Origin of the sequence: Senegalia massiliensis (assembly GCF_900626135.1) — a bacterium.
GTDB classification, from domain to species: Bacteria; Bacillota; Clostridia; order Tissierellales; family SIT17; genus Anaeromonas; species Anaeromonas massiliensis.
In genome coordinates, this window is the sequence record NZ_LR130786.1 from 128,722 (window position 1) to 151,461 (window position 22,740).

The window sequence follows — 22,740 nt, forward strand, 5'->3', positions numbered from 1 at the left end:
TCGCCCCCATATATTAATAATTCTTTGGACTCATATATTTTTCCATTCTTCTCTTAGCATCTTTTTTAGCTATATCATGTCTTTTATCATATAACTTTTTACCTTTAGCTATTGCTATTTCAAGTTTCACTAAACCATTTTTAAAGTAAACACTTAAAGGTATAAGTGAATAGCCTTGTTGAGAAGTATATCCAATAAGTTTGCGAATTTCTCCTTTATGCAAAAGAAGTTTTCTTTTTCTTAATGGATCTTTATTATAAATATTTCCTTGTTCATATGGGCTTATATGCATACCGTTAATATAAGCTTCTCCATTATCAATAGAAGCATAGCTTTCTTTTATGTTTACTTTACCTTTACGTATTGATTTTACTTCTGTACCAGATAAAGCAATACCTGCTTCATACACTTCTTCAATAAAATATTCATGTCTTGCTTTTCTATTTTTTGATACAATTTTAATGCTTTCTTTTGCCATATAATCACCCACTGAACTTTATTGTCCATTTAATATAATACCATCAATACGCTATTTTGTCAAATCTACACAACATTCTTATCTTTATCTAGAATGGAAAGTACAGTATAAATTTTATTTGTTAATGTATTTATATCCATACTTTCTTCAACATCTACATACTTTACATCATTATTATTTACCCAAGTTTCAATTATCTGTGCTTCATCTATTTGTTCTTGAAGTAATATTTCTTGATATGATTTTTGTTTATTGATTAAAGGATATAAAAACTCTCTTATATCTCCATACACATTTTCATTTATACTTGATATGCTAAATGTATGGAGTATTCTTCCACCTCTTATAAAATATATTTTCTTATTAGTTTTTATATCTCTTTCTACTATAATTATTTCTCTTTGAGATAAAGCTTTTGAAATTATTTTTTGGTTGTATATTAAAGTTCTAAACTTAGATAATTTGTCTCTATAATTAGCTGCTTTCTCAAAATTTAGATTCTTAGAATAGTAGTTCATTTTTTCTTCTAAGTCTTTTAATAAATATTTTCCATCTCCATTTAAAATATTTATTATTTTATTTATCATATGTTCATACTCAACTTTTATATCACTTTCTCTACTGTAAGGACATAGACATTTGCCCAAATGATAATATAGGCAAGGTTTCTTTTTTTTATTGTTTCCACATTTCCTAATAGGAAACAATTCATTTATATATTCTACTACTCCATATACTAAGTTTTTTCTATTATATGGTCCAAAATATAATGCATTATCATCTTTTATTTTATAGCATGTTTTAATAATTGGAAACTCTTCATTAGTTATTTTTATATAGGGATAAGATTTAAAATCTTTAAGTAAACTATTATATTTAGGCTTATGTTTTTTTATCATTTTACTTTCAAGTATCAATGCTTCAAGCTCTGTATCAGTTACAATATAATCTAAATCATATATATTGAATTTTAAATTCTCAATTTTCCTAGAATCATTTTTAGATTTATAAAAATACTGTTTTATTCTTTTTTTAAGACATTTTGATTTTCCTATATATATTATATTTTTATATTTATCTTTAAAAATATAAACCCCAGGTAGTTCTGGAAGCTTTTTTAAATTTATACTCATACCATACACCCTTTAAAATTTATAATACTATTATATCAGATACATGATATATTTCCCCCTTTATTTGTATGTTTATTCTTTTTCTTCAACTAATAAAAAGTCTATTTCCCTCTTTGCAATATTAGTATTCACTACTCTTATTTTTACAATATCTCCTATTCTATAAGTTTTCTTTGTTCTTTCTTCAACTAAAGAATAATTCTTTTCATCATAATGATAGTATCCATCAGTAAGTGTACTTACATGAACTAAACCTTCTATAGTATTATCTAATTCTACAAATAAACCAAATGAAGTAACTCCTGATATAACTCCTTCATATTCTTCACCAATTCTCTTAGACATGTACTCTACCATCTTAAGTTCATCTGTTTCTCTTTCTGCTTCATCAGCTATTCTTTCTGTAGAAGAACAATGTTCTGCTATCTTTGGTAATTTCTTTTCTAATTTTGTTTTTTTCTTTTCATCTATTTCATTATTTATAAACCATTTAATTATTCTATGAATAGTTAAATCTGGATATCTTCTTATAGGTGAAGTAAAGTGGGTATAATACTTAGCAGCTAATCCAAAGTGAGTTTTTCTTTCATTAGAATACTCAGCTTTTTTTAGAGATCTAAGCATAATAGTATTAATAACTGTTTCTTCTTTTTTCCCTTCTATCTTTTCAAGTAACTCTTGTAATTGTTTTGGATGAATATCTTCATCATTACCTTTGAGCTTATATCCAAAATTATATATAAACTTTTTAAAGTCTTCTATTCTGTCTTCATCAGGATCCTCATGTATTCTATATAAGAAAGGAGTTTGAGTCCAATACATATATTCTGCTATAGTTTCATTTGCTGCCAGCATAAATTCTTCTATTATTCTATTAGAAATCCTTCTTTCATATTTCTTGATTTCTACTGGATCTCCTTCTGTATCTAAAATTATTTTAGCTTCATCAAAGTCAAAATCTATACTTCCTCTTTGTTCTCTTTTTCTCCTTAGAATCTTACTTAATTCTTCCATTAGTTTAAATTCATCTATAAATTCATTATATTTTTCTATTAATTCTTTATCATTATTTTCTAATATATCTGATACATCTTTATAATTTAATCTTGCTTTACTATTTATAACTGTTTCTTTTATATTCTGGTCTTTTATTTTGCCATTTTTATCTATAGTCATAAATACACTTAATGTTAAACGATCAACTTTTGGATTTAAACTACACATGCCATTAGAGAGTTTTCTAGGTAACATAGGTATAACTCTATCTACTAAATATACACTAGTACCTCTTTTATATGCTTCTTTATCTATTGTTGAATTTTCATGAACATAATGTGTTACATCAGCTATATGAACCCCTAAAATATACTCTCCATTTTCTAATTTTTCAACAGATATTCCATCATCTAAATCTTTTGCATCTATTCCATCTATTGTAAATATCTTTTTATCTCTTAAATCTAGTCTTCTACTTATTTCTCTTTCTGGAATTGTTTCTGAAATATTTTCTGCATCTAACATAACTTCTTCAGGGAATGTTTCTGATAAATTATATTTTCTTTCAATAGACAATATGTCTGTACCTACATCATTAACATTTCCTAGAACTTCAATTACCTTTCCTTCTGGATTTCTTCTTTTCTCTGGCCATTTAGTTATTTCTACTACTACTTTATCATCATCTTTTGCACCTTGAAACTCTGACTTAGGTATAAATACATCTACACTTATTTTCTCATCATCTGGAACTACAAATCCAAAGTTTTTGCTTTTTTGAAAGATACCTACTATATTTTTATTTCCTCTTTCAACTATTCTTATTACTTCACCTTCTGGTCTTTTGTCTTCATCTCCCTTTTTATAAAGTCTTACTAAAACTCTATCATTATGTAATGCTCCATTTAAATTGTTAGGAGATAAAAATACATCTCTACTTTCAATATCATCTGGTATTAAAAATCCAAACCCTCTAGAATTTCCTTGTATTTTTCCAAATCTAAGTCCTAATTTTTCAGGAACTCCATATGTTTCTTCTCGTGTTTTAACAATAGAACACTCTTTTTCCATTTCATCTAATATACTATAAAATTCTTTTAGTTGATTTTTTTCAATATCAAATATATTTGCTAGTTCTTCCTTCTTTACAGGCTTATATGCTTGTTCTTTCATAAATCTCAATATTTTATTTTTTATGTTCATAATTTTACCTCCATTATACTGTGTTTACTTATATATTTACCCTTATCATTAATTTTTATTTATAATTATGTAAATTAAGCTATTAAATAGAAAAAGACAATCAATATTGATTGTCTTTTCTTATTTAAACTTTTATATGAATAATGGTGCGAATACTAATGCAACAATAGTCATTAACTTTATAAGAATATTGATTGAAGGTCCTGATGTATCTTTGAATGGATCTCCTACTGTATCTCCTACAACTGCTGCTTTATGAGCTTCACTACCTTTTCCACCATGATTTCCTTCTTCAATATATTTCTTAGCATTATCCCATGCTCCACCTGCATTAGCCATAAATATAGCCATAAGAACTCCTGTTGCTAATGCTCCTGCAAGTAAACCACCTAATGCTTCAACTCCTAATACAAGACCTGTTACTAAAGGTGCAAGTACTGCTAAAAGTCCTGGTATAATCATTTCTTTAAGTGCTGCTGTTGTACTTATATCAACACACTTTTTATATTCAGGTTTCGCTTTACCTTCCATAAGTCCAGGTATAGTTTTAAATTGTCTTCTAACTTCTTCTATCATACTGAATGCAGCTTTTCCTACTGCTTTCATAGTTATAGCTGAGAATAAGAAAGGAAGCATACCTCCTATTAAAAGACCTACTATAACTGTTGGTTCAGTAAGATTAATTGAATCTAAGTTTACTGCTTTTGTATAAGATGCAAATAATGCAAGAGATGTAAGTGCTGCTGAACCTATTGCAAATCCTTTACCTATTGCAGCCGTAGTATTTCCTACAGAGTCTAATTTATCTGTAATATCACGAACACCACTTGGTAGTTCACACATTTCAGCAATACCACCAGCGTTATCTGCTATTGGACCATATGCATCTACTGCTACAGTCATTCCTGCAGTAGAAAGCATTCCAACTGCCGCAAGAGCAATTCCATATAAACCTGCTACATTGTATGCAATTAAAATTCCTCCAGATATAACAAGTATTGGTAATGCTGTAGATTGCATACCTACAGATAATCCACTTATAATATTTGTTGATGATCCAGTTTCTGACTCATCTGCAATTCTTTTAACTGGATTGTACTCTGTTGATGTATAATATTCAGTTATTTTAGCTACTATAATACCAACTAATAAACCTGTTACTATAGCAAAGAATGGATCTAATGTTTCAAGTAATGAATTACTTAAGAAAAATGCAACAATTACTGTTAAAACTCCACTCACTAAAGTACCCATATTAAGTGATTTTTGTGGATCTGAATTTTCTCCTGCTCTTACAAAGAATGTTCCTATTATAGAAGCAATTATTCCTGTTGCAGCTAATAATAATGGGAACATAGCTGCATTCATTGCCATATCAAAATTATCCGCATATGCTACAAGTCCAAGAGTTATAGCTGATATAATTGAACCAACATATGATTCAAATAAGTCAGCACCCATACCAGCAACGTCACCTACATTATCCCCTACGTTGTCAGCTATAACTGCAGGGTTTCTAGGGTCATCTTCTGGTATTCCAGCTTCTACTTTACCAACAAGGTCAGCTCCAACATCTGCTGCCTTTGTATATATTCCTCCACCTACACGTCCAAATAAAGCTATAGATGAAGCTCCTAGACCAAAGCCAGTTATGTAACTAGCTGCTTTTTGTGCTTCTGCTAGACCTTCTGCATCTTTAGAAAAGAAATAATATAATGAGCCAATACCAAGTAGACCTAAACCTACCACACTCATCCCCATTACTGCTCCGCCAGAAAATGCTACTGATAAAGCTTTATTCATTCCTTTTTCTTTTGCTGCATTTGCTGTTCTTACATTAGCCTTTGTAGCTACTTTCATACCAAAAAATCCTGCTAATGCTGAAAAAACTGCTCCAACTATGAAAGACATAGCTGTAGGCCAGTCGATACCAATTCCTAAAACAACAAAAAGAATTACAACAAAAATTACTAAATATTTATATTCACGAGATAAAAAAGCCATAGCTCCTTCATGAATATGTGAAGAAATTTCTTTCATTCTGTCATTGCCCACGTCTACTTTATTTATTATATTTGATTTATAAAAAGCAAATATAAGGGCTAGTACACCAACTATTGGTGCTAAAAAAATAAGATTCAATTTAATATCCTCCTTTGTACTTTAACTTTTCCTTATTATTTATTGTACTGCTGTTAATGCAAGTGCTGCTAAAATAAATATTACAGCAGAAACTGTAGTTAATTTGCTAAGAATAGCTTCATAACTTCTTCCTTGTTTTTTTCCCCAGATACTTTCTGCGCCACCGGCAATACTTCCTGATAAGCCTGCACTCTTACCAGATTGCAGTAAGATACTCGCAATTAGTACTAAACTTGCTATGATTAATAATACAGTAAAAATAATTGCTGCTGTACTCATAAACCCACCTCCTATTATACGATTAACAAACCTATTTTAACATAGCTTTGCCATAAAAGCAATCAAATAATCATTATAAACACATAAATGATAAGGATAATTTTATCCTTATCATTTATGAAACTTTTTCATATTGTTTTTAGCATTTTTTTATTTTAAATTATAGAATGCATCTATTCCATCATACTTTGAAGTACCAGATAAATATTCTTCAAGTCTTAATAATTGATTGTATTTTGAAACTCTATCAGATCTTGAAGGTGCACCTGTTTTAATTTGACCAGCATTAGTAGCAACCACTAAATCAGCTATTGTATTATCTGATGTTTCTCCTGATCTATGAGAAATAACAGCAGTGTATCCTGCTCTTTTTGCCATTTCTATAGCATCTAAAGTCTCAGTTATAGTACCTATTTGGTTTAATTTAATAAGAATAGAATTAGCTGCATTTTCTTTTATCCCTTTAGACAGTCTATTAGTGTTAGTTACAAATAAGTCATCACCTACTATTTGTATCTTCTTACCTAATCTTTCTGTCATCAGTTTCCATCCATCCCAATCTTCTTCATCTAATCCATCTTCAATTGAAATTATAGGATATTTTTCTATTAGATTACTGTAAAAGTCTATCATTTCTTCAGAAGTCAATGTCTTTCCTTCTGCTGCTAATGTGTATACTTTCTTTTCTTTATCATATATTTCAGTTGCTGCCACATCAAGAGCTAATCTCACTTCATCATAAGGCTTATATCCTGCTTTTTCTATAGCTTCTACTATTGTTGATAAAGCTTCTTCGTTTGATGATAAGTTTGGAGCAAATCCACCTTCATCACCTACTGCAGTATTAAGACCTTTTGATTTTAGTACTGCTTTAAGACTATGGAATATTTCTGCTCCCATTCTAAGTCCTTCTTTGAATGATTTAGCACCTACTGGCATTACCATAAATTCTTGAATATCAACATTATTATCAGCGTGTTCTCCACCATTTAAAATATTCATCATAGGAACTGGTAATGTTTTTCCATTTACACCACCTAAGTATTGGAATAATTCAAGTCCTAATGAATCTGCTGCAGCTCTTGCTACTGCCATTGATACACCTAGAATTGCATTAGCACCTAATTTCCCCTTATTATCTGTTCCATCTAAATCGATCATTGTCATGTCTACTCCAACTTGATCTGTTATATCAAATCCTATAAGTTCTGGAGCAATTAATTCATTTACATTTTCAACAGCTTTTGTAACACCTTTTCCTAAGTATCTGTCTTTATCTCCATCTCTTAATTCTACTGCTTCAAATGCACCAGTAGATGCTCCAGATGGAACTGCTGCTCTTCCATATGCTCCACTTTCAGTTGCTACCTCAACTTCAACTGTTGGATTACCTCTTGAATCTAATATTTCTCTTGCATTAATATCTACTATCATATCCATATTGTATTTCCTCCCTAAATTTGTTATTTATTTTAAGATCAAAGATTCACCTGTCATTTCATTAGGCTTATCTAAACTTAACATATCTAATATTGTAGGTGATATATCTGCTAATATTCCATCTTCTCTTAATTTTACATCGCCTTCACCAAATATTATACATGGCACTTTATTTGTAGTATGTGCTGTTAATACTGCTCCAGTTTCTTCATCTCTCATTTGCTCTGCATTCCCATGATCTGCAGTTATAAGAACACTTGCTCCTAACTTCTCTAATTCATTCACTACTTCTCCTAAATATTTATCAACGGTTTCAACTGCTTTTACTGCTGCATCAATATCACCAGTATGGCCTACCATGTCAGGATTTGCAAAGTTTAATACCATAAGACTATAATCATTTTTATTTAAATTTTCAATAGCTTTATCTTTTACTTGTTCTGCACTCATTTCAGGTTGAAGGTCATATGTTGATACCTTTGGAGAAGGAATTAAAACTCTATCTTCATCAATATTCGGTTGCTCTACTCCTCCATTAAAGAAAAATGTAACATGTGCATATTTCTCAGTCTCTGCTATTCTAAGTTGTTTTTTTCCTAAGCTACTTATATATTCGCCTAATGTATTTTTATATTGTTGTGGCTTAAAAGCAACTTTTACATTTTCTATTGTTTTGTCATATTGAGTCATAGTTATATATTCAGTATCTACTTTTTCTTCTCTATTAAAACCTTCAAATTCTTGATCAACAAATGCTCTAGTTAATTGTCTTGCTCTATCAGGTCTAAAATTAAAGAAAATAATTGAATCTCCATCTTCTACTGTAACAACTGGCTTATCATTTTCTTTTATGACAGTAGGAACTACAAATTCATCTGTAACATCTTCATCATATGAGTTTTGTATTGCAGATTCTGCATTATTTGCTTCTAATCCTTTACCTAAAACAATTGCATTATATGCCTTCTCTGTTCTATCCCATCTTTTATCTCTATCCATTGCATAATAACGTCCTGAAATTGTAGCAATTTTACCTACTCCAATTTCCTTAATCTTTTCTTCTAATTCTTTTATATCTGATAATCCACTTTTAGGTGGTACATCTCTACCATCTAAAAATGCATGAATATAAACACCTTTAAAGTTTTTCTTTGCTGCTAACTCTAATAGAGCATATAAATGAGAACTATGACTATGAACTCCACCATGAGAAAATAAACCAAACAAATGAAGATTTCTATTATTTTCTTTAGCATGATCTATAGCTTCATTAAATTCTTCTTTATCAAAAAAATCTCCATCTTTAATAGATTTATTTATTCTTGTAAATTCTTGATAAATAATTCTTCCTGCTCCTATATTCAAATGACCTACTTCTGAATTCCCCATCTGTCCTTCAGGTAGACCTACTGATTCACCACTAGCTATTAATTCTGTATATGGATTAGATTTTTTCAATTTATCAAAATTAGGGGTGTTTGCTAGAAAAGTTGCATTTCCTTCATATTTATTACCAAGTCCCCAACCATCTAATATAACTATTGCTGCTAATTTTTCTTTCATTGTTGTCCTCCTTTAAAACCTTACAAGTTCAGTGAAGTCATCTTTTTTAAGACTTGCTCCTCCTACTAATGCTCCATCAATATCAGGTTGATTCATAATTTCAGTGACATTTTGAGGTTTAACACTACCACCATATTGAATCCTTACAGTTTCTGATATTTCCTCATCATATTTTTCCTTAATTATATCTCTTATAAAAGCTATCATCTCATTTGCATCTTCACTAGAAGCAGTTTTACCTGTACCTATTGCCCAAATAGGCTCATAAGCTAAAACTATATCTGACATTTCTTTTTCACTTATTCCATCTAATGCTTTAGTTATTTGAACTTTAACTTTTTCTTCTGCAGTATTATTTTCTCTTTCTTCTAATGTCTCACCAACACATACAATAGGTTTTATATCATGAGCTAAACTTGTTTTCACTTTTTTATTTACTGTTTCATCTGTGTCTCCAAAGTATTGTCTTCTTTCTGAATGACCTATGATAGCATAATCTATACCAATTTCTTTTAACATCAAAGGTGATATTTCACCTGTATAAGCACCATTTTCTTCCCAATGAATATTTTGTGAGCCTAATTTTACATTACTACCTTTAAGCTCTTTTTTAATACTTTCAAGTGATACAAATGGTACACATACCACAACTTCCACATCAGTATTATCTCCAAGATGTTTAATTTGTTTTACAAAATCAACACCTTCAGATATTGTTTTGTTCATTTTCCAGTTTCCAGCAATTATTGGTTTTCTCACTTTATATTCCCCCTATTTATCTTCTATAGCTTCAATTCCTGGTAATTTTTTCCCTTCAAAAAGTTCAAGTGATGCTCCACCACCAGTAGAGATATGAGTCATTTTATCATTTAATCCTGTTTTTTCTACAGCTGCTGCACTATCTCCACCACCTATTATAGTTGTAGCATCAGATTCAGCCATGGCTTCTGCTATTCTATTAGTTCCCTTTGCAAAATTCTCCATTTCAAATACGCCCATTGGACCATTCCATATTACAGTTTTAGAATTTTTTATTTCCTCAGAAAATAAATCTCTAGTTTTTTCTCCTATATCAAGTCCCATCATATCTTTTGGTATGCTATCAATATTTACAGTTTTATATTCTGAGTCATTTTTAAATTCTTTTGTTATAACTATATCTACAGGCAATAAAAGTTTTACATTTTTTTGTTCTGCTTTTTCCATTAATTCTTTTGCTAAATTCACTTTATCTTTCTCTAATAAAGATGTACCTACTTCATGTCCTTGTGCATTTAAAAACGTATAAGACATTCCTCCACCTATTATTAAAGAATCTACTTTATCTAATAAATTTTCTATTACTCCAATTTTATCAGTTACTTTTGCTCCTCCAAGTATTGCAAGAAAAGGTCTTTCTGGATTTGAAATTGCACCAGCCATAACATCTAATTCACGTTTTACTAAGTATCCAATTGCAGAAGGTAAGTGTTTTGAAACTCCTACATTTGATGCATGAGCTCTATGTGCTGTTCCAAAAGCATCATTTACAAAAATATCGCCTAATGATGCTAAGCTTTTAGCAAATTCTTCTTCATTTTTCTTTTCTTCTTTTCTGAATCTAGTATTTTGAAGTAATACTACATCTCCAATTTCCATTTCACTTACTGCTTTTTTTGCACTTTCCCCTACAACTTCATCATCTTCTGCAAATATAACTTCTCTTCCTAATAAATCTGCAAGTCTTTTTGCAACTGGTTCTAAACTAAATTCCTTCTTAGGTTCACCTTTTGGTCTACCTAAGTGAGACATAAGTACAACTTTTCCATCATTTTCTAATATATACTCAATAGTAGGAAGCGCACTTTTTATCCTTCTATCATCTGTTATATTTCTATTTTCGTCCATTGGAACATTAAAGTCACATCTAACTAATACTCTTTTACCTCTTATATCTAAATCTTCTATTGTCTTCTTATTTTGCATCAAATTCACTCCTTTAATATTCATTAATGCTTACTAGTGAAACCGGTTATATAGAATCTATATAACCGGTTGTTATTTTTATTAAAGTCCTTTTTCTGCTATAAGTTTAGCTAAGTCTACTACTCTTGAAGAATAACCCCACTCATTATCATACCAAGATACAACTTTAACTAAATTATCTCCTACTGTCATAGTAGATAATCCATCTATAATTGATGAGTTAGGATCTTTTCTATAATCCATAGATACTAATGGTTCATCAGAGTAAGCTAATATTCCTTTTAATTCTCCTTCTGCTGCTTCTTTTAATGCTTTGTTTACTTCTTCAGCTGTTGCACTATTTTCTAATTCAAATACTATATCAACTACTGAAACAGTTGGTGTTGGTACTCTCATTGCCATACCATTAACTATACCTTTAAGTTCAGGAATAACTAATCCTACAGCTTTTGCTGCTCCTGTTGTTGTTGGAATTATACTTTCTGCTGCTGCTCTTGCTCTTCTTAAGTCTTTATGCGTTCCATCTAGTATTCTTTGGTCATTAGTATATGCATGAACTGTTGTCATAAGTCCACTTTTAATACCAAATTTATCTAATATAACTTTTGAGAAAGGTGCTAAACAGTTTGTAGTACAAGATGCATTTGAAATAATGTTATGATTATCTTTGTCATAATCTTTTTCATTTACACCCATTACTATAGTAATATCTTCGTCTTTTGCTGGAGCAGAAATTAATACTTTTTTAGCTCCTGCTTTAATATGCTTTTCTGCGCCTTCTCTATCTCTGAATACTCCTGTTGATTCAATTACTAAATCTACTCCAAGTTCTTTCCATGGTAATTTTTCAGGATCTCTTTCATTTAATTTCTTTATTTTTTTACCATCAATTACTATATAGTCATCTTCTGCTTTCACTTCTCCTTCAAATTTTCCAAAAAGTGAATCATATTTAAACAAATGTGCTAAATCTTCAACCTTACCTGAGTTATTAACTGCAACAAATTCTAATTCCTCAACATTATTTTCTAATGCTGCCCTCAATACATTTCTTCCTATTCTACCAAAACCATTAATTGCTACTTTCATAGTCATTAATAATTCCTCCTCTTATTTTTTTATATTTTATATTTAAATTTAATTATTTAACTTTTTTAAGTATTGCTCTCGCTGCACCTTCGTCAACTATTAAAGTTAAGTCATTTCTTAAGGCTGTAATTGCAAGTATTGCTTCTGCTTTTTTTGCTCCTGCTGCAATTCCTATTACATTTTTGATTCTTTTGAAATCTTTTAAATTAAGACCTACAGTGTTTGATTCTCTCACTATATTTCCGAAAGTATCAAAATAATATCCAAATGCCTCTGATACAGCTTTGTTTGTTTTAAGTGAATCTATGATATCTTCAGATAAATTTCTTCTTTCAGCCATAGTATCTGCTCTACCAATTCCAAATACTAATATATCTATTTTTTTTATAGAATCTATCAAAGATTTTATTTCATCAAATTTCATAAGAGTATCTAATGCTTCTTTTCCAATATTGTCTGGTATATGTAATAATTTATAACTACCATTCAACTTTTCTGCTATTTTAGCTGCAATATTATTAGATTGAGTTTTTAGATCCTTACCAATTCCACCTCTTGCTGGTAAAACTAATATATCTTTTAGATTATGAACATTAGGCATATTATTTGCAACTTCTGCCATAGTAGTTCCACCAGTGATTCCTAATATATTATTATCATTTATTGTATTTAATATGTGTTTTGAAGCTTCTTTTCCAATATCAGATAATATATATTGATCATTATCAAAATCGCCTGGCACTACATAAATATTTTTTAAATCCAATATTTTTTTCAATTTCTCTTCTAGAATTGATAAATCTCTCAATTCATAAATGAATTCTTTTAAATCATCTATTATATTTATGCCTACTTCTGTAACATTCATACCCATAGATTTAACTTCTAATAATCCTTGCTTTTTTAGAATGTCAACTTCTGTTCTAATTGCCCTTTCTCCTATTCCTAATGAATTAGCTAAGGTTCTTCTTCCAATAGGAGAGTTATAATAAACAGTTCTTAGTATATTATACCTCTTATTGAGCAATTCTATCATTTCAGGCATAATTTTTTTTTGCAGATTAATTATATCTTTCATAGTTTACACTCCTAAATTGATTATCTGGGACTCAACGTGTCCCGTATGTTGTTATTGGTCCCACATTGCGTAAAAAAATATTGCCTTCAACTTCATTATAATTTAAAAGTCAAAAAAATTCAAGGAAAAAAAGAAAGATATAGAAAATTTATATTTTCTAGTATCTTCTTCTTTTTGATGATGATGGAATATTTAGCTCATCTCTATATTTAGCTACAGTTCGTCTAGAGATATTTATTTCTTTTTGTTTAAGTGTATCAGCTATTTTTTGATCACTTAAAGGTTTTTTAGAATTTTCATTCTCTACTAATTCTTTTATTATTGATTTAACACCTGTAGAAGCTACATTCCCATCACTTGCTTTTATGCCACTAGAAAAAAAATATTTTAATTCAAATAGTCCTCTAGGAGTTTGAATATACTTGCCATTCGTTGCTCTACTTACTGTAGATTCATGCATTTCTATATCATCTGCTATCTCTCTTAAAGTTAAAGGTTTTAAAAATTTCTGTCCCTTTTTGAAAAAATCTTTTTGATATTTCACAATAGAAGTAACTACTTTAAATATGGTCATTCTTCTCTGTTCTATGCTTTTAATAAGCCACATAGCAGAATTTAATTTATGATTAATGAACTTAGAAGCATCATTATTTTCTTTGTTATTTAACATATTTTTATAAAAATCATTTATAATTAATCTTGGTGCTGTGGTATCATTTACTCTTATTATATATTCTCCATCAACTTCCTCTAATACTACATCTGGTTTAACATATTTTATATCATCATCATCACTTGGAAATCCTCGACCAGGTTTAGGTTCAAGAGTTTTAATTATATCACAAAGATACTGAACTCTTTTTATACTTATACCAATTGTTTTTGATATTTTTCCTAACCTGTTTGCCCCTACATCTTCCAAATGATTATTTATTATAGATATAATGTCAGGATCATCTAATTTTTTATTTTTTAATTGAATTTTTAAACATTCTTTTATATCTCTTGCCCCTACACCTATTGGTTCAAATGTTTGAATAAGATATAAAATATCTTCTATCTTTTTTGTACTTATATTTAGATATGATGAAATATCTTCTAAAGAAGTGCTAATATAACCATTACTATCTATATTTTCAATTAAAATTGATGCAATTAATTTATCTATACCTTCTGAAAAAGTTAAATCTAATTGCAAAGATAAATGTTCTTTTAAAGACTCCTCTTTCGTTATAAAGTTTTCATAATTATATTCATCTTTATTTCTATTGACTTTTTTATAACTAATATCATCATATTGATTTGAATATTCTTTCCAGTCAATATCCTCTTTTTGATCTATAGAAACGTCTTCTTGAGTTTCTTTATTATCTTTTTTTAATTCTCTTTCTATTAAAGGATTAGATTCCATTTGAGTTTCTAAATATTCATTGAGCTCATAGCTATTAAATTGTAATAGCTTAATAGCCTGTCTTAACTCTGGAGTCATAACTAGTTTTTGAGTCTGTTGTAATGATAAATCAAATCCCATCCTCATATATTTCACCCCAACCTTTTTTATCTATAGTATAAATATATGTTTATATATTTACATTATACCAAAAATAAACGATTACTTAAAGTTAAACATATTAAAGCTAATAAAGATTAATAAAAAAAGCGATCATATGATCGCTTTTATCTTTCACCTTTTTGATAAGGTTCACCATTTGCAGCTGGAGCTGTTGCTCTACCTACAAATCCTGTAAGAATCATTAATGTTAATAAATAAGGAAGCATTGCTAATAATTGTGAAGAAACATTTATTACAGCTGAACCGCCTAAATAAACGGTCAGTCCTTGAGCTGCTCCAAATAATAAACATGCCCACATAGCACCTTGTGGCTTCCATTTACCAAATATTACTGCAGCAAGTGCTATAAACCCTTGACCAGATATTAATGTAGGTCTAAAGTTAGAAACAACTGCAATACTCATAGCAGCTCCTCCAAATCCTGCAAATACACCTGATAATATTACAGATAGATATCTTATCTTAGTTACACTAACTCCTAGTGTATCTGCTGCCGCCGGATGTTCTCCAACAGCTCTTATCCTTAACCCTAATTTTGTCTTATATAGTGTAAACCAAACTATAAAAACTAATATAAAAGCCATATAAACAGTAGCGTATTGATTAAATACTAAGTCTAAAAAGGAATTTGATTCAAACACTCCATTTAATGGTCTTGGCATCTTAGCAGAAAAATCTATTGATTTAGTCATTGTAGAGTTATTAAATAACAATCTACTCATAAATAATGCAATACCAGGACCTAAAAAGTTAATTGCAATACCTGATACCACTTGCTCTGCATGGAATGTAACTGAAGCTATTGCATGAAGTAAACCAAATACTCCAGCAGCTAGTCCTGCAAGAATAAAAGCAAGCCATGGATTTCCCGAGAAATATCCTACTGCTGCTCCTGTAAATGCACCTACTGCCATCATTCCTTCAAGACCTATATTAACCACTCCAGAGTTTTCTGACATGACTCCACCTAAAGCTGTAAATAAAAGTGGTGCTGCATACATAAGTGAAGTTCCTATTATAAATCCTAAATCACCTAGCATTTTTTTCACCTCGTTTCCTATTCTTTATTTCCATTACCATCTTAAATATTTTTGGTATAGCTATAAAGAACACTATAGTTCCTATCATTATGTCAATTACTTCAGATGGTGCTCCTAACGGTGGTTGTATTTTAGGTCCACCATATTTAAGTGCTCCAAATAATAATCCTGAAAAAATATTCCCTATTGCCATATTTCCTGCTATAAGAGATACAGCTATTCCATCAAAGCCATAGCCTTCCATAAGTGGCAATACTATTACACTTTTAGTTACACCCATTACTTGTATAGCTCCAGCTAATCCTGCAATAGCCCCAGCAATTACCATTGATGTAACGATACTTTTTTTAACTTTAATTCCACCGTATTCTGCTGCAAATTTATTATATCCTACAGCACGAAGTTCATATCCTAATGTTGTCTTATTTAAAACATACCATACCATTATAGCTAAAATTATAGCAAAAATAATTCCAGCATTTGCAGGAGCTGATAAAAAATCTTTTAAATAAGGGTGTCCACTTAACCATTCTCTTCCTGCATCACTATATTTCCAATTTTCAACAAATGTAATACTTGCACTATCCAATATCTCTTTTGATGTCTCACTTTCTGGTCTTCTAAAGAAAGGTTTCATTATAATATAATTATTTAAATATAGTGCAATCCAGTTAAGCATTATTGTTGCTATAACCTCATGTACTCCAAATTTTGCCTTTAAAAATCCTGCAATACCACCCCATAATCCAGCAGCTAATGCTGCTCCTATCAAAATTACAATTACATGTAAAACTAAAGGCAACTCTAAAAAATGTCCTATTAATCCTGCTACAAGTGAACCTATTATAAATTGTCCTTCTGCTCCTATATTAAACAATCCTGTTCTAAATGCAAATGTTACAGAAAGTCCTGTAATTATTAGAGGTGTGGAATATATGATGGCATAAGAAATATATTTTGTTCTACTAAATATACCTTCTATTATTATTCTATAAGCATACAATGGGTTAAATCCAGCAATTAAAAGTACTACTGCTCCTATTAAAAATCCTACTAAAATAGATAAAAGCGTAAATGTTAATCCACTTGAAAACAATCTTTCTTTAACAGAGTATTTATTATCTTTTTTTATGTTTTTATCCTTATCTGCCATCTGTTCCACCTCCTGCCATCATAAGACCTAATTTGTTTTCATCTGCATCTTTAGCATCAATTACTCCAACTATTTTACCTTCGTATATTACTGCTATTCTATCTGATACATTTAATACTTCATCCAATTCTAAAGAAACCAATAATACTGCTTTTCCATTATCTCTTTGATTTACTAATGATTTATGCACATATTCTATGGCTCCTACATCTAGACCTCTTGTAGGTTGTGCTGCTATTAATACATCAGGATTATTCGTAACTTCCCTTGCGATAATTACTTTTTGTTGATTTCCTCCTGATAAAGATTTCGCTTTTATTTTTTCATTTTCAGGTCTTACATCAAATTTTTTAATTAAATCTTTTGCAAATTTTTCTATATTTTCATAACTAAGAACTCCATTTTTTGAAAATGGTTTCTTGTTATAATTTTCTAAAACCATATTTTCTGCCATAGTAAAATCTAATACTAATCCTCTTTTTTGCCTATCTTCTGGTATTATTGCAATTTTATTATCAAATATCTCCTTAGGAGATTTATTTGTTACATCCTTTCCATTTATAAATATCTTTCCTGACTCTACTTTTCTTAGACCATTTAAAGCTTCAATTAATTCAGATTGTCCATTCCCGTCTATTCCTGCAAGACCTAGAATTTCTCCAGTACGCAATTCAAGTGATAATCCATCTACAGCATTTATATCTCTATTGTCTTTTACCACTAAGTCTTCTATTTTTAAAGTAACATCTCCAGGCTCTCTATCTTCTTTATCTACGTTGAAATTAACTTCTCTACCTACCATTTTAGATGCTAGATCATCTTGAGATGTTTTAGACACTTCTACAGTATCAATATGTTTCCCTCTTCTTATTATAGTACAATAATCTGCTATCATTTTTATTTCTTTTAATTTATGTGTAATTATGATTATAGTTTTTCCTTGTTCTGTTAACCCTCTTATTATTTCCATTAAATCAACAATTTCTTGAGGTGTTAATACTGCCGTTGGTTCATCCAATATAAGTATTTCTGCTCCTCTATATAAAGCCTTTAATATCTCAACTCTTTGTTGCATTCCTACAGATATATCTTCTATTTTAGCATCTGGATCTACATACAGACCATATTTATCTGACAATTCCTTTACATCTTTTCTTGCTTTTTCCATATCTAAGCTGATCCCTTTTAAGGTTTCCATTCCTAGAATGATATTTTCAGTAACTGTAAATGGTTGAACAAGCATAAAATGTTGATGAACCATACCTATTCCTTTTCCAATTGCAACATTAGGGTCAGATATATCTATCTTTTCTTCTCTTATATATATATCACCTGAAGTTTGCTTATAAAGCCCATATAATATATTCATAAGAGTAGTTTTCCCTGCACCATTTTCTCCAAGTAGAGCATGAACTTCACCTTTATGAACAGTAAGATTTATATTATCATTTGCTGTGAAATTTCCAAATTTCTTAGTTATATTTTTCATCTCTACAACTTTATGATTAAAATCAATGTTGCTCAATATTTTTCCTCCTATTCTAAAATACCTAAAAGCTCAGGCACTTGCCCGAGCTAATAGTATTTATTTGTTTAGAATTTATTTACTTGATTCCCATTCTTCATATGTGTCATCATCATATGGTACTTCAACTTCTCCATCAATGATTTTTTGTTTAACATCTTCAACTTCATTTAATATATCTTCTGGAACATTTTTATCTGATGTAGGAGCAATTCCAACTCCACCATCTTCTAAACTATATCTGATAGTTTCTCCTCCAGGGAAATTATCACTTTCAAGAGACTCTGCTATATTAATAACAGCTTGATCTATACGCTTCATAGCTGAAGTAAGAACATTATCTGGTGCTAAATCGTTTTGGTCTCTATCTACACCTATTGCCCATTTATCTTGTTCTTTAGCTGCTTCTATAACTCCATCACCTACTCCACCTGCTGCATGGAATACTATGTCAGCATCATCTTGATACATTGAATTAGCTATAGCTTTTCCTTTAGCTGCATCAGTAAATGACTCAGCATATTGAACTAATACTTCTGCATCTGGATTAGCATATTCCACACCAGCTTTAAATCCATTTTCAAATCTAGATATAACAGCACCTTCTATACCTCCAACAAAACCTACTTTGTTAGATTCAGTCATTTTTCCGGCTATATATCCAACTAAAAATGAACTTTGCTCATCTTGGAATAATACTCCAACAACATTTTCTGGAGTATCTTCATATGCAGAGTCAACTATTGCATATTTTTGATCTGGATTTTTTTCAGCTGCTTCTGCTATTGCATCTGCCATTTTATATCCTATACCCCAAATAAGGTCATTTCCTTCATCTAGTAGAGTTTCAAGGTTTGGACCATAATCAGAATCTTTGCTTGATTCTTTATATGATACTGTAATACCCATTTCTTCTTCTACTTGTTGGTGACCTTCCCAAGCAGATTGGTTAAATGATGCATCACTAATACCACCTACATCAGTTACCATTGCCATTTTAAGATCACTTTCTGTTCCTTCAGAACCACTGTCAGTTCCTTCGTTATTGTCATCATCAGTACCTGGTGTACTACAACCAACTACTACTGTGAAGACTAATGTAAATACTAGCATTAAAGATAAAATTTTCTTTAACATAAATACCCTCCTCATTTTACTTGATGTTTATATAGAACTTTAGTCCCAAATTTATAAGTTCGACACAAGTTCCATATCTCCTCTTTTATTAAGAGAATTTAACAAATTTGTGAAATGCTTTTCCTATTTAATTATAGCATAATATAAAAAAAACCCCAAGAAAAATTTGGGGTTTAACAAGGATCTGATTCTTCTGTAGCATAACCTGCTTTTTTGAGAATTTCTATAGCATTAGAAAGCTTAGATTCATTTACCATTACAATAGGTCCAGTACAACCCATTCCACTTTCTGCATAAATACTATTTTTCCATAACTCTTGTACAGCATCTTCAAGTTCCATAATATCTATACCTGAAATTGACCCTGTAACTACTTCTTTTTCAGGTTGAGTTATTTCTTCTGAATCATCACTTTTTTTCTTTTCTTTAGTTAAGCCCTTTAATATATCTTCAAATTTAGCTTTTTTCGCATCTTTATATTCTTTTTGAGATACATCTAATACATTTCCCTTTGCAAGTTGTGCTGCATATTTAATAGCATTGGATACAACTGGTACTCCTGAAGCTCTTGAAAGTATAAGAATATTTCTCTTATATCCTTCTCCTATTCCAGGTCCATATCCATAACCTAAAGCTTCATAGCTTCCTCCTGTATTAAAAGAAGAGAATATCTTCATAAGAAGATTTCCAGTTAAACTATCTGCTATCATAACATCTGGAGTACCAGTAAGTAAATCATTTCCTCTCATTACTGCTCCGCCATCTGATCTCATACTCTCTGCAAAATTAATATTATATCCATTAGAATTTAATTCTTTTAATGCTCTTTCAACTTGTCTTGCTCCATCTACATTTAATATTCCAATAGTAGGACTTTCTACTCCCATAGATTTAGCAGTTATAATACCATTTAGGCCATTTTTAACCATAGCTTCTACTCTATGAGGTGAAGAAGTACCTGTTGTGGTAGCTATATACATTTCTTTGCCCATGCCTGGAGTTACAACTCTACCTACTGTAGACACTCCTATTGGGAAATTATAATGCATAGTTACAGCACCTTGTATAATTCCTTCATCTAATAATCTTTCCATTTCTTTATGTTGTTCTTCTTCTGTTTCAGCCTTTACTACTTTTAATTTAGTATCTACTTCAGGTCCTATTAATATAACTTCAAAAGAAGAATTTTCAGATGCAAGTTCTGCACCTTTTAAAATATTTTCTATACCATGTTCACTTCCCATTAAAGTTATTCCTATGCTAACCTTATCAGAAAAGTCACCTGTTTCAATTGCATTTGCAATATCATCAAATACTTTCCCTATCATTTTTTTTACATTTTCTTCACTCATTTTTTCACCCCCTACTATTTTAATAGGTGTGCTGCAAAATCTTTCATAGCTTCTGCTACCATGCCTCTTATTTGTTCTTCAGATACTGAAGATTTCTCATCAACTGTACCACTATTCTTTTCTATTACAACAGATACACCATCAAAAAGATTTGTCATTCTACCTAAGAATAAACTTCCTTTTCCTACTATCATAGCTTTGTTCATATTTCCATCTAACATTTCATCTCTTGCAAATCCAACATAAGGTACTCCTGATGGAATATGTCCTTGAGTTGGAGCCCAACCTGGTATACCATGATCGTTTACAAAGTTCATTAAATCTTTCTTTTCTAATTCTTTTCTCTTAACACCTAACGCCGCTATCATTTTGTAATTTGAAGTTGGTACATCTCCTGCACCTGCTGGTTTTGTAATATCAGGATTTTGCATTTCTACAGAATATTTATCTATATCTGTAATTTTTAAATCACCTTTGTCTAAAGGATTCGTAATTAATGAAGTTATAACTGCTTGTGGAGAAGAACCTGTTCCTACTGTATGTCTTCCTACTAAGTCTGTTCTAATAATAGGGTTAACTCCATCATTTTTACTTATAAGTATTGCAAATCCACCTAAGACATCTTCTAATATAGGCATATCCTTTTTAACATGATCTTTACCATTCATACCAAGCTTTGCAGTAGCTCCACCCGCTACAATTACAACATTATCATATACACCTGATTGAACAAGTGCTGCAGCCTCTATTAAAGCATGTGTTGGTGCTGCACAGAATCCTCTTGTGTCTGAACCTGTAGCATTTACACATCCTGCTACTTCTGCAATTGCTTTTGCAAAGTTTCCTCCACCTCTTTGATTCATGTCACCACATGCTTCTTCAGAACATTCTACAACATAATCTATATCTTCAGGATTGATTTCATTTTTATTTAACAAGTTTAACATTGATAGTACTCCTGATGCTTTTACTACCAAGTTCTCAAGTATTACATGTGCATTTAAGTTCGTATCTATATCATGAGCTCTTTTAACACAACCTATAATCTCACCATTATTGTATAAAGCTTCAGCATGATTTTCATTTATTTCTTTTTCTATTGTAGCTTTTTCTTCACCAGCTTTTAATTTGTTAATTAGTTCATCTGTTATAAGAGGATGTTTAACTAATTTTCCTCTTACATCATCTGTAAAAGAGTTTTCAAGCAAAACAAGATCAAATACGTCAACTATTTTCATTAGACCTAAAAATTCATCTTGCGGCATTATTTCTCCAAATTTTCCATATCTATCTGCATTGTCAACTTTTTTGTCAAACCAAGGTAATTTATAACCTCTTAATTCTTCTGGAGTCATGTTTCCTATATAAGTTTGATTTGCTGGATAACTTACAACTTCATCGTAGCTCCTTAAGTGACTTGGAACCTTTTTTAAATAATCTGAATCTGGATTAACATGTCTTTCTGTAGTTTGAGTAGTACCATTATGCATTATCATATCTGGTGTATGAACTAATACATAACCTGTACCTTTTATTACTGAAAATGACATATTATATTCACCTCCATAAATTTTATTGATTTTTAAAAAGGGTG

Annotated in this window: 18 protein-coding genes; all 18 read right to left on the reverse strand. The window is 30.3% G+C overall.

The genetic code is table 11. The annotated features are described in order from the left end of the window. Positions 1-13: 13 nt before the first annotated feature. The 18 genes from smpB to grdC all read right to left on the reverse strand — a co-directional run bounded on the left by smpB (position 14) and on the right by grdC (position 22,696). Positions 14-478, reverse strand: a complete 465-nt coding sequence (gene smpB, locus E0D94_RS10470) for an SsrA-binding protein SmpB (RefSeq protein ID WP_130807511.1) — start codon at positions 476-478, stop codon at positions 14-16. 65 nt (positions 479-543) lie between these two features. After that, entirely contained in the window at positions 544-1,611 is a 1,068-nt protein-coding gene (locus E0D94_RS10475; RefSeq protein ID WP_130807512.1) for a UvrB/UvrC motif-containing protein, read from the reverse strand. Between the two features lie 72 nt (positions 1,612-1,683). Further along, positions 1,684-3,810 (reverse strand): ribonuclease R, encoded by a 2,127-nt coding sequence (rnr, locus tag E0D94_RS10480; protein ID WP_130807513.1) that lies wholly within the window; start codon positions 3,808-3,810, stop codon positions 1,684-1,686. A gap of 132 nt (positions 3,811-3,942) precedes the next feature. After that, entirely contained in the window at positions 3,943-5,952 is a 2,010-nt protein-coding gene (locus E0D94_RS10485; RefSeq protein ID WP_130807514.1) for a sodium-translocating pyrophosphatase, read from the reverse strand. 39 nt (positions 5,953-5,991) lie between these two features. Then, the gene (gene secG / locus E0D94_RS10490) at positions 5,992-6,231 is read right to left on the reverse strand and encodes a preprotein translocase subunit SecG (protein ID WP_130807515.1); all 240 of its coding nucleotides are present in this window, start codon (positions 6,229-6,231) and stop codon (positions 5,992-5,994) included. 150 nt (positions 6,232-6,381) lie between these two features. After that, positions 6,382-7,671, reverse strand: a complete 1,290-nt coding sequence (eno, locus tag E0D94_RS10495; protein ID WP_130807516.1) for a phosphopyruvate hydratase — start codon at positions 7,669-7,671, stop codon at positions 6,382-6,384. A 27-nt stretch (positions 7,672-7,698) separates the two neighbouring features. Then, entirely contained in the window at positions 7,699-9,234 is a 1,536-nt protein-coding gene (gene gpmI, locus E0D94_RS10500) for a 2,3-bisphosphoglycerate-independent phosphoglycerate mutase (protein ID WP_130807517.1), read from the reverse strand. Positions 9,235-9,246: 12 nt separating this feature from the next. Then, positions 9,247-9,993 (reverse strand): triose-phosphate isomerase, encoded by a 747-nt coding sequence (tpiA, locus tag E0D94_RS10505; protein WP_130807518.1) that lies wholly within the window; start codon positions 9,991-9,993, stop codon positions 9,247-9,249. Between the two features lie 12 nt (positions 9,994-10,005). Continuing rightward, positions 10,006-11,202, reverse strand: coding sequence for a phosphoglycerate kinase (locus E0D94_RS10510; RefSeq protein WP_341274573.1), 1,197 nt, complete (start codon positions 11,200-11,202; stop codon positions 10,006-10,008). A gap of 78 nt (positions 11,203-11,280) precedes the next feature. Beyond that, positions 11,281-12,294 (reverse strand): type I glyceraldehyde-3-phosphate dehydrogenase, encoded by a 1,014-nt coding sequence (gap, locus tag E0D94_RS10515; RefSeq protein ID WP_130807520.1) that lies wholly within the window; start codon positions 12,292-12,294, stop codon positions 11,281-11,283. Between the two features lie 46 nt (positions 12,295-12,340). Then, on the reverse strand, positions 12,341-13,366 hold the full coding sequence (locus E0D94_RS10520) for a sugar-binding transcriptional regulator (protein ID WP_130807521.1): 1,026 nt from the start codon (positions 13,364-13,366) through the stop codon (positions 12,341-12,343). A 157-nt stretch (positions 13,367-13,523) separates the two neighbouring features. Further along, positions 13,524-14,903, reverse strand: coding sequence for an RNA polymerase factor sigma-54 (gene rpoN / locus E0D94_RS10525; protein ID WP_130807522.1), 1,380 nt, complete (start codon positions 14,901-14,903; stop codon positions 13,524-13,526). 140 nt (positions 14,904-15,043) lie between these two features. Continuing rightward, complete coding sequence (locus tag E0D94_RS10530) at positions 15,044-15,979, reverse strand: ABC transporter permease (protein WP_130807523.1); 936 nt, start codon at positions 15,977-15,979, stop codon at positions 15,044-15,046. Continuing rightward, on the reverse strand, positions 15,969-17,132 hold the full coding sequence (locus E0D94_RS10535; RefSeq protein WP_130807524.1) for an ABC transporter permease: 1,164 nt from the start codon (positions 17,130-17,132) through the stop codon (positions 15,969-15,971). The genes E0D94_RS10530 and E0D94_RS10535 overlap by 11 nt, the downstream gene beginning before the upstream one ends. Further along, positions 17,122-18,621 carry an ABC transporter ATP-binding protein gene (locus E0D94_RS10540; protein ID WP_130808223.1) on the reverse strand — a complete coding sequence of 500 codons (1,500 nt, stop codon included), beginning with the start codon at positions 18,619-18,621 and terminating at the stop codon, positions 17,122-17,124. Before E0D94_RS10540 ends, E0D94_RS10535 begins: the two co-directional genes overlap by 11 nt. Positions 18,622-18,732: 111 nt before the next feature. After that, positions 18,733-19,794, reverse strand: a complete 1,062-nt coding sequence (locus E0D94_RS10545) for a BMP family lipoprotein (RefSeq protein WP_130807525.1) — start codon at positions 19,792-19,794, stop codon at positions 18,733-18,735. A 173-nt stretch (positions 19,795-19,967) separates the two neighbouring features. Next, a complete protein-coding gene (gene grdD / locus E0D94_RS10550; protein WP_130807526.1) occupies positions 19,968-21,146 on the reverse strand; it encodes a glycine/sarcosine/betaine reductase complex component C subunit alpha in 1,179 nt (392 codons plus the stop codon). Between the two features lie 14 nt (positions 21,147-21,160). After that, positions 21,161-22,696 (reverse strand): glycine/sarcosine/betaine reductase complex component C subunit beta, encoded by a 1,536-nt coding sequence (grdC, locus tag E0D94_RS10555; RefSeq protein WP_130807527.1) that lies wholly within the window; start codon positions 22,694-22,696, stop codon positions 21,161-21,163. Between the last annotated feature and the right edge of the window lie 44 nt (positions 22,697-22,740).